13 protein-coding genes and 1 pseudogene are annotated in these 12,912 nt (G+C 64.0%); 5 read left to right on the top strand and 9 right to left on the bottom strand.

The genetic code is table 11. The annotated features are described in order from the left end of the window. Positions 1-12: 12 nt before the first annotated feature. The 3 genes from VQ065_RS12140 to VQ065_RS12130 all read right to left on the bottom strand — a co-directional run bounded on the left by VQ065_RS12140 (position 13) and on the right by VQ065_RS12130 (position 2,008). Entirely contained in the window at positions 13-429 is a 417-nt protein-coding gene (locus tag VQ065_RS12140) for a hypothetical protein (RefSeq protein WP_003086969.1), read from the bottom strand. A 15-nt stretch (positions 430-444) separates the two neighbouring features. Continuing rightward, entirely contained in the window at positions 445-699 is a 255-nt protein-coding gene (locus VQ065_RS12135) for a hypothetical protein (protein ID WP_014603691.1), read from the bottom strand. Between the two features lie 343 nt (positions 700-1,042). Then, entirely contained in the window at positions 1,043-2,008 is a 966-nt protein-coding gene (locus tag VQ065_RS12130) for an AraC family transcriptional regulator (protein WP_003086967.1), read from the bottom strand. Positions 2,009-2,099: 91 nt separating this feature from the next. Here VQ065_RS12130 and VQ065_RS12125 point away from each other — a divergent pair, with 91 nt between their 5' ends. Continuing rightward, positions 2,100-2,933, top strand: coding sequence for an oxidoreductase (locus tag VQ065_RS12125; RefSeq protein WP_003086966.1), 834 nt, complete (start codon positions 2,100-2,102; stop codon positions 2,931-2,933). A gap of 89 nt (positions 2,934-3,022) precedes the next feature. On the opposite strand, the gene VQ065_RS12120 is transcribed toward VQ065_RS12125, so the two are convergent. Further along, positions 3,023-3,385 (bottom strand): hypothetical protein, encoded by a 363-nt coding sequence (locus tag VQ065_RS12120; RefSeq protein WP_003082890.1) that lies wholly within the window; start codon positions 3,383-3,385, stop codon positions 3,023-3,025. 142 nt (positions 3,386-3,527) lie between these two features. After that, positions 3,528-4,061, bottom strand: coding sequence for a GNAT family N-acetyltransferase (locus VQ065_RS12115; RefSeq protein ID WP_003086964.1), 534 nt, complete (start codon positions 4,059-4,061; stop codon positions 3,528-3,530). Between the two features lie 135 nt (positions 4,062-4,196). Between VQ065_RS12115 and aceK the strand changes: the two genes are divergently transcribed. Further along, on the top strand, positions 4,197-5,930 hold the full coding sequence (gene aceK / locus VQ065_RS12110; RefSeq protein WP_003082886.1) for a bifunctional isocitrate dehydrogenase kinase/phosphatase: 1,734 nt from the start codon (positions 4,197-4,199) through the stop codon (positions 5,928-5,930). A gap of 34 nt (positions 5,931-5,964) precedes the next feature. On the opposite strand, the gene pdxB is transcribed toward aceK, so the two are convergent. Together pdxB and VQ065_RS12100 are read right to left on the bottom strand one after the other, a co-directional pair. Beyond that, positions 5,965-7,107: a 4-phosphoerythronate dehydrogenase PdxB gene (pdxB, locus tag VQ065_RS12105; RefSeq protein WP_003086963.1), complete on the bottom strand. Its 1,143-nt coding sequence runs from the start codon at positions 7,105-7,107 to the stop codon at positions 5,965-5,967. 214 nt (positions 7,108-7,321) lie between these two features. Further along, the gene (locus VQ065_RS12100) at positions 7,322-7,828 is read right to left on the bottom strand and encodes a winged helix-turn-helix transcriptional regulator (RefSeq protein WP_003086962.1); all 507 of its coding nucleotides are present in this window, start codon (positions 7,826-7,828) and stop codon (positions 7,322-7,324) included. Between the two features lie 108 nt (positions 7,829-7,936). Here VQ065_RS12100 and fabF point away from each other — a divergent pair, with 108 nt between their 5' ends. Then, complete coding sequence (gene fabF / locus VQ065_RS12095; RefSeq protein ID WP_014603690.1) at positions 7,937-9,205, top strand: beta-ketoacyl-ACP synthase II; 1,269 nt, start codon at positions 7,937-7,939, stop codon at positions 9,203-9,205. 319 nt (positions 9,206-9,524) lie between these two features. After that, on the top strand, positions 9,525-10,085 hold the full coding sequence (locus VQ065_RS12090) for a hypothetical protein (RefSeq protein WP_023875596.1): 561 nt from the start codon (positions 9,525-9,527) through the stop codon (positions 10,083-10,085). A gap of 364 nt (positions 10,086-10,449) precedes the next feature. Here VQ065_RS12090 and VQ065_RS12085 read toward each other — a convergent pair whose 3' ends face one another. Together VQ065_RS12085 and VQ065_RS12080 are read right to left on the bottom strand one after the other, a co-directional pair. Next, the gene (locus VQ065_RS12085) at positions 10,450-10,923 is read right to left on the bottom strand and encodes a GNAT family N-acetyltransferase (protein WP_023657597.1); all 474 of its coding nucleotides are present in this window, start codon (positions 10,921-10,923) and stop codon (positions 10,450-10,452) included. A gap of 652 nt (positions 10,924-11,575) precedes the next feature. Further along, a pseudogene (locus VQ065_RS12080) lies at positions 11,576-11,986 on the bottom strand (TolC family protein); the annotation flags it as partial. Between the two features lie 262 nt (positions 11,987-12,248). On the opposite strand from VQ065_RS12080, the gene VQ065_RS12075 reads away from it, so the two are divergent. Next, on the top strand, positions 12,249-12,866 hold the full coding sequence (locus tag VQ065_RS12075; RefSeq protein WP_003133334.1) for a TetR/AcrR family transcriptional regulator: 618 nt from the start codon (positions 12,249-12,251) through the stop codon (positions 12,864-12,866). Positions 12,867-12,912: the final 46 nt, after the last annotated feature.

Raw genomic sequence — 12,912 nt, 5'->3', positions numbered from 1 at the left:
AGGAGCGCAGGCCTACGGCGGGCCGTACTTCATGCCGGCGCAGCCGTGGGACAGCAGCAACTCGCCGTCGTCGGCCTCGAACTGGGTGATCCGCTTGCTCTTGTCGACGGTGACGGAAATGATGCAGCGATTGGGGTGGTTGACGGTATCCCAGTAGTTGGTGTTCACCATCACGTTGCCCTGCATCTCCGAGCTGGAGCCCACCACTTCATAGCGGGAATAGCTGGTGTCGGTGTACCACTGCATCACCACCTGCGAGCCGTCGGCGGTGCGCTCCATGTTCTGCGGCGTACCGAAGAAGGCTATCGCTTCCTCGGCGGAACGGCCCTTCCACTGGCTGCGGGCGTAGACCTCGGGCAGCGTGTCCATCTGGATGCAGCCGCCCAGGGAAAGCGACGCCAGTAACGGCGCGATGAATATCCGGCGCATGGGTTGACTCCGTGTCTAGGGGTTCTTCGGCGGGTTGCCAGGCAGCAGGTCGAAGGTTCGCAGGCCCGGCACGGCGTCCTGCCCGGACGCTTGCGCGCGGTTCGCCTGCTCGGCCACGGCCATTCCGCTCTGTGCGCCGACGGGTTTCCTCGACGCCGCAAGCGAACGCCCACCGGCAGAGAACGACTCGCGCGCCGGCTCGTCGCCGCTGCCGAAGCACCACCAATCGCTGGCCTCCGGGCCGGTGGCGAGTACGGATTGCCGAGTCATGGTTCCTTCCAAGTCGCGTGCGTCCTGCACAACCGGTTTCCGCGAAACGCGGGGATCAAGGGCGGGACTATAGCGTCGCGGCGAAGAAGCTCGAATAGCACAGAGGTACTATTTTCGGTTCGGGCCCTTGACCACGCAGCCACTTCAAAGCAGCCCCTGTTGAAGCTTGTGGCGGGCCTTGCAACGCGACGGGGTCGTGTCGTCCGAGCTCAATCTGCCTGTAGTGGAACTGAAAAGTGTTGCATGACCGGTTGGATCCGTTCCTTTTTCCTCGTCCGAACCCATCCGGGCGCCACTAGGCCGATTTTCTATGGCAAGGGCCCACCTCAGCGTCCGCTCCCCACTAATGCGACGACACGTACTCCTCTCCCCCCTGCGCCGGCGGCAGCGAGAACCCCGCGCGCAGGCGCCGAGCCTCGGCCAGCGGCGAGCGGCCGAACAGACGCTTGAACTCGCGGTTGAACTGCGAAGCGCTGGCGTAGCCGACCGCATGGCAGGCGGCCTGGGCGCTCATGCCCTGGCGCACCATCAGCAGACGCGCTTGGTGCAGGCGTGTGCACTTCAGGTACTGCATCGGCGAGGTCTGGGTGATCGCCTTGAAGTGGCTGTGGAACGACGGCACGCTCATCCCCGCCTCGCCCGCCAGTTGCGCCAGCTCGAGCGGCTCGGCGTATTGCGCGTGGATGCGACGCAGCGCACGGGCAATGTTGCCGAAGCGCCCGCGCATGGCCAGTGCCGCGCGCATGGCGCCGCCCTGGGGGCCGGTGAGCACGCGGAAGTACAGCTCGCGCAGTAGCGCAGGCGCGAGGATCGCTGTCTCCAGCGGATCGCCCAGCGCCTCCAGGAAGCGCAACACCGATGCCCGCAGCGGCGCGTCCATAGGGCTGGACAGCAGACTGCGCGGCGCTTCGACCTGCGCAAGCGCGCGCTGACGGTCGATCTCCACCGCCAGCCCGGCCGCCAGCGGGAAATCCAGGTGCAGGTAGATCGCCAGCAGCGGTCGCTCTGGCGTGGCATCGGTCTCCATGGTGAACGGCACCGGCACCGCCACGGCCAGGTAGTGCTGCTCGTCGTACAGGTAGATCTGCTCGCCGAAATAGCCGCGCTTTCGCCCCTGGCAAACGATGACGATCCCCGGATCGTAGAGCACCGGCGTCCGCGCCAGCGGACGATCCGAACGCAGCAGGCGGACGCTGTCGAGCCCGGTGAGGTTGTAGCCCTCCTGGGGCGCCAGGTTTTCGAGCAACGCGACCATGCGCTGTCGGTCGGCGGAGCGGATGGCTTCTGAATCAGGCAGTGATGCGCTCATAGAATCAGGCAATAAAACGAGAAATTCCGGTCTCTGAGATAGGGAAATTTCTGCGTATTGTGCACTCATTCCCCCGTAACGGAGTCACACCATGTCGTTTCGCAAGACCCTGTTGATCACCGGCGCCAGCAGCGGCTTCGGCCAGGCCCTGGCCCGCGAGGCCCTGAATGCCGGTCACCGCGTGGTGGGCACGGTGCGCAGCGAGGAGGCCAGGAGCGCATTGGAAGCCGTGGCGCCGGGCCAGGCCTTCGGCCGGCTGCTGGACGTCACCGACCTTGCCGCCATCGAGCCGACGGTCGCAGCCATCGAGCGCGACATCGGTCCGCTGGACGTGCTGGTGAACAGTGCCGGCTATGGTCATGAAGGCATCCTCGAGGAGTCGCCGCTGGCCGAGATGCGCCGGCAGTTCGAGGTCAACCTGTTCGGCGCGGTCGCGATGATCCAGGCCGTGCTGCCCTACATGCGTCGGCGCCGCCGCGGTCATATCCTCAACATCACTTCCATGGGCGGCTACATCACCATGCCCGGCATCGCCTACTACTGCGGCAGCAAGTTCGCCCTGGAAGGGGTTTCCGAAGCCTTGGGCAAGGAGGTGGCCGGCCTCGGCATCGCCGTCACCGCCGTGGCCCCCGGCTCCTTCCGCACCGACTGGGCGGGCCGCTCGATGGTCCGCAGCCCCCGCACCATCGCCGACTACGACGCGCTCTTCGACCCGGTCCGCCAGGCGCGCCAGGAAAAGAGCGGCAAGCAACCGGGCGACCCGCGCAAGGCCGCGCGCGCCATGCTCCAGGCCATCGACGCGGAAAACCCGCCGGCGCACCTGCTGCTGGGCAGCGATGCACTGGGGCTGGTGCGGCAGAAGCTGAAGGCGCTGGAGGAGGAAATCGCGGCGTGGGAAGAGGTCACGCGGTCGACGGATGGATGAGATTTGGAAAGTCGTAGACGGATAATTCCACGGCATTATCCGCCGATACCGCGCCGAACCGGCGGATAACCGCACTGCGGTTATCCGCCCTACGCCATGGCCAGGTTGCTGGCCCGCTCCGACAACGGACAGCCCTTTTCCTGCAAGTACCGAATCGCCTGCCGTGCCGTGGCGGGATTCATCGTATTGCCGATGAAGGTCGTCAGCGAGTCGGTGAACTCCAGCACGATGTTCTCGGTGTAGTGCCATTTCCGGTAGTCCACCCGGGAAATGCTGGAATACGGCTTCGAGCGCGTGCGGATGACGCGGAACTCGACACGGTCCGCATGCAGGACCAGCCGCGGGGACAGGTCGCTGTGGGCCCAGCATAGCCAGGGAATGCCTTTCCAGCCGGCGAACGCGGCGACCAGGCGCACGTTCAGGCCGCTGTCCGTCGCAGGATCCTTCGTCACGCGCCCTCGCCTCCCAGATAACAGCCGCGCTGCTTGTTCACTGTCACCGTATGCCCGAAGCCCAGGACGAACCTGTCGTGGAACGGAAGCCCGGCGAGCCAGGAGGTCGCGCCGGTCCGCAGCCTCTCGTCGCGCCCGCCCCTCACTCTCCCACACGCCCCTCGACCCTCCTCAAGCGCGCCATGCTGTACACGTCCACGAAGCGCCCATCCCGCACCGCATAGTCACGCATCTCCCCTTCGGTCTCGAAGCCGAACTTGCGATACAGCGCCAGCGCCGGGGCATTGTCGGTGTAGACGGTGAGTTCGACGCGGCGCAGGTTCATCCAGTTGTCGGCGATGTCCAGCAGTTCGCCGAGCAGGCGGCTGCCGACGCCCTTGCCCTGCCAGGCGACGGCGACGCCCAGGCCGATGCTGCCGCTGTGGCTGCGGCGGATGCGCGGGTGCTGTTCGAGGCTGGCGCTGCCGATGACGTCCCCCTGGTGCAAGGCGACGAGGATCAGCAGGCGGTCGTCGTCCACGCTGTCGTGCAGGCGCTTGCGGCGCTGCTCCACCGACTGGTAGGGCATCTGCAGGACCTGGCGGGCCACGGCGGGGTCGTTGTACAGGGCGGTGAGGCCTTCCACGTGGCGTTCGCTGTAGCGTTCGAGGCGGATCGTCGGCGATTCGGCGGTCATTGCGGTCATCCCTGGGCTGTCTGGCCACCCAGCATAAGCGTCTGCGCCGGGCTCGACCAGCCGGTCGGAGATCGCGCTTTCCCTGCCGCGCGGCTCTGGCTAAGCTCGACCTTCGAACAACGAAAGGACGCCAGCATGGTCCAGAGCGCCCCAGCCAGCGAAATCGCCGCCCTCATCCTGCGCGGTTTCGACGATTACCGAGAGCAGTTCCGCGAGATCACCGACGGCGCCCGTGCCCGCTTCGAGCAGGCGCAGTGGCAGGAAGCGCAGCGCGCCTCGGCGCAGCGGATCAACCTCTACGAGGAAAAGGTCGCCGAGACGGTGGCCGGGCTGCGCGCGGGGCTGGCCGACAGCGAGCTGCTGGACGTGGAGCGCTGGCCGATCATCAAGAGCGCCTACATCGCGCAGATCGACCTGCGGCTGGACGACGAGCTGGCCGAGACCTGGTTCAACTCGATCTTCTGCGGGCTGTTCAGCCACGACAACATCAGCGACGGCACGATGTTCGTGCACACCACCCGGCCCTCGCTGCGCGCCCACGCCCGCGCGCCCTACACCCGCACCTACCGGCCAGGCGGCGACCTGCGCCAGGCGCTGGAGAAGATCTTCGACGACTACCGCTTCGACGTGCCCTACGACGACCGTGAGCGCGACCTCGAACGGATCGACGCACTGCTGCACAGCAACCTGCCGGACTGGGTGTGCAAGGACCCGGACCTGGCCATCGAGCTGATCGGCTCGGTGTTCTATCGCAACAAGGGCGCCTACCTGGTGGGCCGCCTGTTCACCCCGGACGAGCAGTGGCCGCTGGTGTTCCCGCTGCTGCACCGCGAGGGCCACGGCATCCAGTTCGACACGGTGATCACCGATGAGGCGGAAGTCTCGATCATCTTCTCCTTCACCCGCTCCTACTTCATGGTCGACGTGCCGGTGCCGGCCGAGCTGGTGGCCTTCCTCAAGCGCCTGCTGCCGGGCAAGCACCTGGCCGAGCTGTACACCTCGATCGGCTTCTACAAGCAGGGCAAGAGCGAGTTCTACCGCGCCCTGATCAACCACCTGGCGACCACCGACGACCGCTTCGTCATGGCCCCCGGGGTGCGCGGCATGGTGATGAGCGTGTTCACCCTGCCCGGCTTCAACACGGTGTTCAAGATCATCAAAGACCGCTTCAACCCGTCGAAGAGCGTCGACCACGCCACGGTGATCCAGAAGTACCAGTTGGTGAAGAACCACGACCGGGTCGGACGCCTGGCCGACACCCAGCAGTTCGCCGACTTCCGCTTCCCGGTGAGCAAGTTCGAGCCGGAGTGCCTGGCAGAACTGCTGGAAGTGGCGCCGTCGACGGTGGTGATGGAAGGCGACGTGGTGCTGATCCGCCACTGCTGGACGGAGCGGCGCATGACCCCGCTGAACATCTACCTGGAGAACGCCAGCGAGGCGCAGACCCGCGAGGCGCTGAACGACTACGGGCTGGCGATCAAGCAACTGGCGGCGGCGAACATCTTCCCCGGCGACATGCTGCTGAAGAACTTCGGCGTGACCCGCCACGGCCGGGTGGTGTTCTACGACTACGACGAGATCTGCTACCTCACCGAGGTGAACTTCCGCTACATCCCCGAGCCGCGCTTCCCCGAGGACGAGATGTCGTCCGAGCCCTGGTATTCGGTGGGGCCCAACGACGTGTTCCCGGAAGAATTCCCGCGCTTCCTGTTCGTCGACCTCAACCAGCGCCGGCTATTCGCCAAGCTGCACGGCAACCTCTACGACGCCAAATACTGGCAGGGCCTGCAGGAGCAGATCCGCGAGGGCAAGGTGATCGACGTGTTTCCCTATCGGCGGCAGGAGACGCCTGAGCAGTTGCTCGGGTAGGTGCGGAGACAGGAATCGAACCAGTCGCACGTTCCTACACCAACTGCGCCCCCAGCGCCCGCACCACCCGCTGCAACCCCGCCTGTCCACCGGTGGCGACGCGCAGGCCGGTGATCTCGCGGCGCGGCGGGTAGTGTTTGCGCAGGGCGTCGAAGGCGGCGCGGCGGTTGGCGCTGTCGCCGGTCAGGCTGCGGCGGAAGGCGGCGTCGTCGCTGCGCGGGTCGTATACCGCGCGGCACAGCGTGGCCAGCGCCCAGGCCGGGTCGCAGCCGGGGTTGAGTTGCAGGCCGGCGAGCCAGGTTTCCGGCAGCACGTCTTGCAGGCTCACGCGTTCGGCGATGCCGCGCCAGGCGCAGTAGGCCTGGTAGATCTGCGCGGTGCCGCGCAGCTTGCCTTCCAGGCTGTAGCCGGCGATGTGCGGCGTGGCGATCAGGCAGCGCGCGGCCAGCTCGGGGTCGGCCTGCGGTTCGCCTTCCCAGACGTCCAGCGCCACTTCCAGGTCGGCGCCGCCTTCGAGCAGGCGGCGCAGGGCCTGGTTGTCGACCACCGCGCCACGGCTGGCGTTGACCAGCCAGGTGCCGGGACGCAGGGCGGCCAGGCGGGGTTCATCCAGCAGGTGGCGGGTCGGGTGTTCGCCGTCGCGGTTCAGCGGAGTGTGCAGGCTGATCACGTCGGCCTCGGCCAGCAGCCGTTCCAGCGAGACGAATTCGCCGTCCGGCTCGCGTGCCTGGCGCGGCGGATCGCAGACCAGCACTTTCCAGCCCAGCCCGCGCAGCACCTCCACCAGCCGCCCACCGACCTGCCCAGCGCCGACCACCCCATAGGTGCGTTCGGCCAGGTCGGCGCCGCGCACCTCGGCCATCGCCAGCAGGCAGCCGAGCACGTAGTCCACCACCCCGCGGGCGTTGCAGCCGGGCGCGCTGGACCAGGCGATGCCGGCCTCGGCGAAGTAGTCGAGGTCGAGGTGGTCGGTGCCGATGGTGCAGGTGCCGACGAAGCGCACCGGCGAGCCGGCCAGCGCGGCGCGGCTGACCTCGGTGACCGAGCGCACCAGCAGCACGTCGACCTCGGCCAGCGCCGCGCGGTCGATGGCGCGCCCGGGCAAGCGGCGAATGGAGCCCTGGTCGGCGAAGAAGGCGTCGACCACGGGAATGTTTTCATCGGCGAGAATACGCATGCAGACCTCCGCGAACGAGGCTGCACACTCTAGCAGGCCGAGGGCTCGCGGTGTTGCCGAACGGCTCGCGAGGCGGACCTGCCAGCGCCATGCGCAAGCCTCGACGATCGCGTTTTTCCCAACCACGACCGCGAACGATGGCCAGCTACAAGGAACAGAACCGCGAACGCCTCGTCCGTCTCCTCGACCAGGCGGCGGACGCCAGGGAGCCCGTTCATCGAGCCGGTAGCTCGCTCCGCTCCGGCATGGCCGCCAGGCGCTGGCGCATTTCCTCGCTGGCGGCAGGCCCGGCCTGTACGGTGCATTGCTCCAGCGGTACCGTTCGGCCATCGGCGAGAGCCGCCATGAACGAGCGCACCGGCCGCCCGCTTGTTCGCTCGACGAGCTGCACGCTCTGCCCTTCCTCTGCGTAATGGCGATTGCCCCAGGCGACGAAAGCCATGAGCACGACGCGAAAATCCTCGCCCTTGGCCGTGGGCACGTACTGATAGCGCAGCGGACGCTGGCTGTAGGGCTGGCGTTCGAGCAGGCCCGCCTCCACCAGCGCGTTCAGGCGCCGGGTAAGCATGTTCGGCGCGATATCCAGGCTGCGGGAAAATTCGTCGAAGCGGCGCAGGCCCTGTAGCGCATCGCGCATGATCAGGATGCTCCACCATTCGCCGACCCGTTCCAGGCTGCGGGCGATGGGGCATTCGGCATCGGCGAAGGTCTTGCGTTGCATGGTTCTTCCTTGGAGAGGCTCACAAAGTGCTGGTCCGCATGTTACTTTCATGATGATAGTTACGTCTACTGACTGCTATTCCAACGGAACAGAAGGACTCGGACCCTCATGAGCAAACGTATCGTCGTCACCGGCATGGGCGCGGTCAGCCCGCTGGGCTGCGGAGTCGAACCCATATGGCAACGCCTGCTGGCCGGGCAATCGGGCATCGCCACGCTCCCGGCGGAGCTGATCGGCGACCTGCCCATCAGCATCGGCGGCCAGGTCCCCGACCGTGTCCAGGACCCACAGGCCGGCTTCGATCCCGACCTGCTGCTGGCCGCCAAGGAGCAACGCAAGATGGACCGCTTCATCCTTTTCGCCCTGGCCGCCGCGCAAGAGGCCCTGGCGCAGGCCGGCTGGGCGCCGCAGAGCGCCGAGGCGCAGGAGCGCACGGCGACCGTCATCGCCTCCGGGGTGGGCGGCTTCCATGCCATCGCCGAAGCGGTGCGGACCACCGACGGCAAGGGGCCGCGACGCCTGTCGCCCTTCACCATCCCGTCCTTTCTCTGCAACATGGCGGCCGCCCATGTGTCGATCCGCCATGGCTTCAAGGGACCGCTGGGCGCCCCGGTGACCGCCTGCGCGGCGGGCGTGCAGGCCATCGGCGACGCGGCGCGGATGATCCGCGCGGGAGAGGTCGACGTGGCGCTCTGCGGCGGCGCGGAAGCGACCATCCACCGGGTGAGCCTGGCCGGCTTCGCCGCCGCGCGCGCCCTGTCCAGCGATTTCAACGACAGCCCCGAGCGCGCCTCGCGCCCCTTCGACCAGGCCCGCGACGGCTTCGTCATGGGCGAAGGCGCCGGCCTACTGGTCATCGAGGAACTGGAGCACGCCCTGGCGCGCGGCGCCAAGCCCATCGCCGAGCTGGTGGGCTACGGCACCAGCGCCGACGCCTACCACATGACCGCCGGGCCGGAAGATGGCAGCGGCGCCCACCGGGCCATGCAGCAGGCGCTGCGCCAGGCCGGCGTAGAAGCGGCCGCGGTGCAGCACCTGAATGCCCACGCCACCTCCACCCAGGTAGGCGACAAGGGCGAACTGGCCGCCATCAAGGCCGTGTTCGGCACCGGCAGCGGGCTCGCCATCAGCGCGACCAAATCCGCCACCGGCCACCTCCTGGGCGCCGCCGGCGGCATCGAGGCTATCTTCACGGTCCTGGCACTGCGCGACCAGCTCGCCCCCGCCACGCTCAACCTGGAAACGCCCGACACCGACGCCGAGGGCCTCGACCTGGTTCGCAGCGAAGCCCGGCGCTGGCCGATGGAACATGCGCTATCCAATGGCTTCGGCTTCGGCGGGGTGAATGCCAGCCTGTTGTTCCGGCGTTGGGTGTAGGGTGGGCGACCCCTCTGCCAGTCGTTCCTGAGCACGCTGGCGGAGGGGAAGCCACTCATGTCGCATTGCCCCAGAGCGTGTGGGTTTTCCTATGCTGTAACTGCGTCGCGATGGTCTAGGCGCGATCTGGATTCGTGGGGCAATTGCTTGTGGAGTGGGCGTTCAATGACCGCTTTCGGCCAGAAGCAGCCGCTCGATTTGGGCTGAATCTTACCTGTGGCGTTGCGTAGTCTATTACTAATGTCATCAGTCGGGATTTGGCAGGCTGCGGTGTGAAGCACGCGGCAGGCGAGAGCGAAGTCCAAGCAAGGGGGCAGTCGTGGAAAACTTCCATATTCTGGCGACCGTGCTTTCGATGATTCTGGGCTTGTCCATCACCAGGGTTCTGTTGGGCGCCATGACCGTTTTCAGGATTCGCCGCACGGCACGGCCAGACTGGGTCGCACTTGCTTGGGCACTCGTGCTTTTCCTGTTCCAACTGCAGTTCTGGTGGGCCCTAAACGACCTCCCCACCTTAAAGAATGCCTTTTCGTTCATCGAGTTCCTGCTTTTGGTCTGCCTGTCACTATCGCTGTTTAGTGCGGCGGCGTTGATATTGCCAAGTCGCAGCGAAGACGAGGCCGATGGCCTTCAGGTCTACTTTGAACAAGATGGACGCTTTGCCCTATTGGCGATCTGCATTTATCTAGGATTAGGAAGTACGACCAATATCCTGTTCTTCAACGCCTCACCACTCCAGCTATGGGGTGCGTTGGATTTGGTCATGTTCACAGTATCGCTGGCAGCGTTCTTCTCTCGCTCTCGCCGCTTTTACGCGCCACTGACACTGGCGTATCTACCCTTGGCGATGATAGATATCGCTGTTTCGTTGGGAGCGTAGAAAGTTAGCGCTTTTCAACACTCAGAGGCTACTGCCCGCTTGTGGCCGGTAGCTATCGCTCATTACCGGCCGCTTTCGCCCCCTGGCTGCCGTCAGCCGCCGACAGAAAAGGCCACAAGGAGTTTTGTGAAGCCAAGCCAAGGACACGTTCAACCCAAAACTAAAAATCCATGTCTACACAAAACCCTACCGCGACTCATAGAGCTATCGCAGAGCAGTGCAGCGAAGCGTGGTATGCTCCAGCGCACGCTCAGATATCTGCCAAAATGCAGACAATAGCGCTTACTCTGATGGGCAATTTCGCATCGTTACCTCGAACTCATTGTAATCAAACGCCAGTACGCGAACGGTAGCAACCTCACTACTAAACGAGCGGCTTGCTCATATTGATACCGGTCACACAAAAGCCACTACCTTCATAAACATGTTTGGCTCGTTCGTTGTCGCCAGCTACTCGTAATTTTATCTGTTGAAATCCTCGAAGTTTAAGCTCCCGCTCCAATGACTCCAAGGCCTGCTTGGCGAGACCTTTTCCCTGGTGGACGGGAAGAATGTGGAAATCATTTATAAATGCCAAGTGCAGGGACAGATCCTCTTCGTACCACAGATATCCTATGACTTCTTCGGGGCCATCTGCCGGATCGTACAGGCACAGCAAAGATTGTCCAGCCGTATTGATACCGTCAGGTAAATCATCTGCTATTTCCAATTTGGCTTGCACAAGAGATTCACTGTACGAAAGCCTATGACTGGATGAAATCTCAGATGCATAGGCAGGGACAAAATAATCGAGATAACCTGAGAATTCGCTTTCTCGCATAGGTCTTAACGAGATCATTGGACGCTTCCATTTTTTAATGTTTTTTCTTGGCAGGACATAAGTATTCAAAAAGTGAGAATTTCACAGCGCTAGCGCGATAATAATCAGCTGCCAAAGGCATGACAGCATCTCACGATAGAGCCCGAAAGGGTTCCGCCAGCACTAACGGAAAGACCAGACTTACACCCGCCCATGAGAGTTTACCGTATCGTCTCTCTTAAGTCTGGTAAACATCTGGGTCGGCTATTCGACCCGAGAGCCTGCCGATCATTGCCGAGGGCAACTCATGGTGCAAACTCTGTTAGGTAGTTCGTCTTCTTTGGTCGAACGGCAGCTTCCGAGCCCTAGCCGCTTCTCGTGGAGGACAGCTAACGCTGGCTCGTCACGCTCCCCACGAGAGCACGCTGCACTACACCGCTTGCACTGACATAAAGTCCAAGGGCGATGGCCATCATGATTGAGTAAGCAAGATCAGTTCAGCGGCCTTCGATCATTCCATTTCCTTACTGACTCCCTGCTGGGCAGATCAATCTAAACGAAAGGGTAAGTCCGCTCTTGGCCGGAAGCTGACACTAGTGGCGGGCAGCTACGGCCAATAACGGACTGTCGGCATCGCCATCACTAGTTACTGAAGATCAGCACAAAGCAACTACCTGATACAGCATTGCAATCACTTGGCCGCAAGCGCCTCGGGCACCTTCCAGCCACCGCCCAACGCTTTGAATGCCGCAACGCCAGTGCGGGCCGACTCGGTTTGCGCCTGGGCTCGGGCATCGGCGGCGCGCAGCAGGTTGTCGTCGGCCTGCAGCACTTCGATCAAGCTGACGACGCCCTGCTGGTAGGCCTCGAACGATGCCTGCCGCGCGCGGCTGAGCGAATCCACGCCCTGCTCAAGCACGTTGGCCTGCTGCTCACGCTTGACCAGTGCCGAGAAGGCGTTTTCCACGTCCTCGGTGGCGCGCAGCACGGCGAGGCGGTAAGCCGCCAGTTGCTCGGCTTCCTGCCCTTTGGCCAGGTCGATCTGGGCATCGATGCGGCCGAAGTCAAACAGGCGCCAACGCAGCCCCAGCACACCAATCGATCAAATCGCCCATGGAACTCACAGGCCGCTGCTCGACAGCCTCCTGCCCCAGGAAGCGCTCGGACAGGGAAATCTCGGGACGCTGGTAATCGGGGCCAACCGCGCAGCCTCCCACCAGGTCGGTACTGATCAGTACAACGAGGAGTCGCTTCGACAGCATGGATGTTCTTCCAGGGCAAGGGAGGAGATTGCAGAAATTGTGACCATAATACTTTTTGGTCACTAATTGTCTATCACCCTGCCGCTCTGTAGGCTATCCCCCATGAACAAGACCCCCTCCCCCAAAGTTGCAGCACGTGGTCCGGTGGATCACGAGGTGCGTGATCAGATCGTGGCAGCGGCGACCGAGCACTTCCGCCTGTATGGCTACGAGAAGACCACGGTTTCCGACCTGGCCAAGGCCATCGGTTTTTCCAAGGCCTATATCTACAAGTTCTTCGAGTCCAAGCAGGCCATCGGCGAGATGATCTGCTCGAGCTGCCTACAGCAGATACAGACCGAGGTGAATGCTGCCATCCATGAGGTGGACAGCCCGCCGGAGAAGCTGAGGCGCATGCTCAAGGTGCTGATGGAAGCCTGCCTGCGGCTGTTCTTCCAGGATCGAAAACTCTACGAAATCGCCGCCTCCGCCGCCTCCGGGCGCTGGCCGGCAACCCTGCTCTACGAAGGCTTCATCGAGCAGACCCTTCGCGAGATCCTGCAGCAGGGCCGGCAGAGCGGCGACTTCGAGCGCAAGACGCCTCTGGATGAAACCACCCGCGCGATCCACCTGATCATGCGCCCCTATTTCAACCCGCTGCTGCTCCAGTACGGGCTCGAAACCACCGATGAAGCGCCGGCCCTGCTGTCCAGCCTGGTGTTGCGCAGTCTGTCACCCTGATTAGTGACTATTGACTAAATTGGTCACAAGAATCAAAGTGAGGCTC

The organism is Pseudomonas sp. KBN10P06128 (assembly GCF_037574945.1).
Lineage (GTDB): Bacteria > Pseudomonadota > Gammaproteobacteria > Pseudomonadales > Pseudomonadaceae > Pseudomonas > Pseudomonas aeruginosa.
This window is presented reverse-complemented; position numbering and strand designations above follow the sequence as displayed.